At 61.7% G+C, this 2,565-nt stretch carries 3 protein-coding genes; 2 read left to right on the forward strand and 1 reads right to left on the reverse strand.

The window, feature by feature from the left end:
* Positions 1-310 (forward strand): amidohydrolase family protein (locus OXF11_07065; GenBank protein ID MCY4486862.1); only part of this gene is annotated, 310 nt, incomplete at its 5' end.
* A gap of 85 nt (positions 311-395) precedes the next feature.
* Here OXF11_07065 and OXF11_07070 read toward each other — a convergent pair.
* Positions 396-1,592 carry a sialidase family protein gene (locus OXF11_07070; protein MCY4486863.1) on the reverse strand — a complete coding sequence of 399 codons (1,197 nt, stop codon included), beginning with the start codon at positions 1,590-1,592 and terminating at the stop codon, positions 396-398.
* 140 nt (positions 1,593-1,732) lie between these two features.
* Between OXF11_07070 and OXF11_07075 the strand changes: the two genes are divergently transcribed.
* Positions 1,733-2,565: sulfatase-like hydrolase/transferase (locus OXF11_07075; protein MCY4486864.1), on the forward strand; the 833-nt coding region annotated here is incomplete at its 3' end.

A 2,565-nucleotide genomic window follows, 5' to 3' on the forward strand; every position in this document is an offset into this window, starting at 1 on the left:
CTTGCGCAAGATGACCGTGATGCCGGCAAAGCGCTTGGAGAAGCGTCTCCCCGAAATGCGGAACAAGGGCCGCATCCGAGCGGGGGCAGACGCCGACATCGTGGTGTTCGATCCGCAGACTGTCATCGATCGCGGAACCTATGCAGATCCGGCACGGAGCCCGGAGGGCATCCGGCACGTTATCGTGAACGGCACGCCCGTCTTGGTCGACGGCCAACTGCTTGACAGTGCCAGGCCTGGTCGAGCGGTGCGGGCCAAGCGCTCTTACCCGTTCGCACCGGGAACTACTTGGAGCCGCCCGGGACAATAAGGCGGCGTCGATACAGAGCTCTCGGTCAGGCCGGACCGATCGTCTATCTGACGGCCTGCACGGCTGATCCGCGGAAGCGCGTTGTTCAGTGTCCCTGCCCGGTTCTCGCTTCCAACCACCAGTGCAGCACGTTGGTCTTGTTTCTTTCGTACGCGTGCGACGCCTGTATCAGCAGGCGTTTCCGACTGTACGACTTCGACGAACCGACCACGATGCTGTTCGAGTACGCTCCCAAGCCTGCCTCGCGCCTCCTCAGATACACGCCGTCATCCCAAACGAGGCCGTCTCGCGAAGAATACAGCACCATGTGACCTTTTTCCTCGCCGAAACTCCCGCTCCGTCCATGCATGAAGTAGCAGCCGTTCAACGAGACCATCTGAGGATTTCGGATCTTCTTCCGAAACCGCGCGGTCTTCGCTGCAGACCATGTGCGTCCGCCATCGTCGCTTACCACGTAGTCGAGCGCTTGCTCATCGTTCCTGTTGTAGATGTAGACGGCGATGCTTCCGGAGTCCAGCATCCCCATGGTCCCGTACGATTTCCCGGAGGTGTCGAACGGAAGCTCGCTCCGTTTGGTGAAGGTGCGGCCGCCATCGCCGCTTGCGTACAGCTCATAAACGTGTTGCTTCTGGTTGCCTAGGAAACTAATCGTGTTGTCGTTCGCGAAGTGAAGCGCGAGGATCTCGCCGTTGTGGTTCCGTGCATCGTAGACCCTGCCCCGCTTGTCGCCCAGTTCCGCCGCCTCGCTCCACGTGCGGCCCCCATCGGCGCTAATGACATACGTCGGCGTCTGAAAGTGCGACCACACCTTGCTGGTCGAGATGTCGCACACCAGGAAGAAGAGGACTATCTCACCCTTGTCGGTCAGGACGGACTTCTCGGCGAAGGCAGCAAGTTGCTTGGCGCTCGCACCTCCCGCCTGCCCTGCGTCCAGCAGGTTCTTCGAATAGGCAACGATGTTCCGACCGCCCCACGTCTCACCGCCGTCTTCAGAGCGCTTGTACTCCATCCATCCCACAGCGGAGTGCCCGCCGCTGTCGTCGGAGCAGTTCGGATAGAAGGCGAGGATCTTGCCGTCCTGATACTCGACCAGCGCGTGCCCGAGGTGCCCGCTTCTTCCCGTCCGGGAGTGATCAACAAAGAGGATCCCATCGTTCGGCGGGTTCTTCGGGCTGACTTCGTAAGTGCATCCCGCAGGTTCCGCCGCACTGCTCGCAAAGGACTGGCTACCGAGCGCCAAGCTCATGGTCAGAGCCGCGAAAACGCCAAGGTTTCTGCCCATACTGCTTCCACCTGCAAGCCTTTGTGCTGCAGGGCTCTTGGTAGTATATAGTACCTCGTCGCCGAGGCACTAAGCGCTGTGGCAACAAGAGATCGACCGTGATCAAGCGCACGAAGACTCCCCTCGCGGTCATCGCGGTCGTGGCCGCCTTGGTGGCAGGTCGCTCCGTGGCCGACGACGAGCCACCCAACGTGGTGCTAGTCATCACCGACGATCAAGGCTACGGTGACCTGAGTTGCCACGGCAATCCGGTGTTGAAGACCCCGAACCTCGACCGACTCTACGACGAGTCGGTGCGCTTGGTCGACTACCATGTCGCCCCTACCTGCTCGCCTACCCGCGCTGCGCTGGTTACGGGCCATTGGACCAACCGCACGGGGGTGTGGCACACAAGCGGCGGCCGCTCCCTGCTACTGGAAGGCGAGGTCACGATTGGGCGGATCTTTCACGACGCCGGCTACGCCACGGGTATGTTCGGCAAGTGGCACATGGGCGACAACTACCCCTTCCGGCCAGAGGATCGCGGTTTCAGCGAGGTGATGCGCCACGGTGGCGGCGGCGTGGGCCAGACGCCTGACTTCTGGGATAACTCCTACTTCGACGGCACGTACTTCCACAACTCGGTGCCGGAACCGGTCACGGGCTACTGCACGGACGTCTGGTTTGACTACGCTCGGCGTTTCATCAAGGCTCAGAAGGAGGCAGGCAGGCCGTTTCTGGCCTATATTTCGACGAACGCCCCGCACTGGCCTATGCACTCGCCGCCAGAGTTCGCCGCACCCTACGAGGAGCGATTCGGCACCCGCGTGGGGCACTTTTTCGGCATGATCGCCAACATCGACCACAACGTCGGCCGTTTGCGGGCCTTCCTAGCGCGAGAGGGCCTGGCCCACAACACGATCCTTATCTTCACCAGCGACAACGGAACCGGCGCGGGCGAAAAGGTCTTTAACGCCGGCATGCGGGGCAGGAA

Source organism: Deltaproteobacteria bacterium (genome assembly GCA_026712905.1).
In the GTDB taxonomy this organism is placed as follows: domain Bacteria; phylum Desulfobacterota; class Binatia; order UBA9968; family JAJDTQ01; genus JAJDTQ01.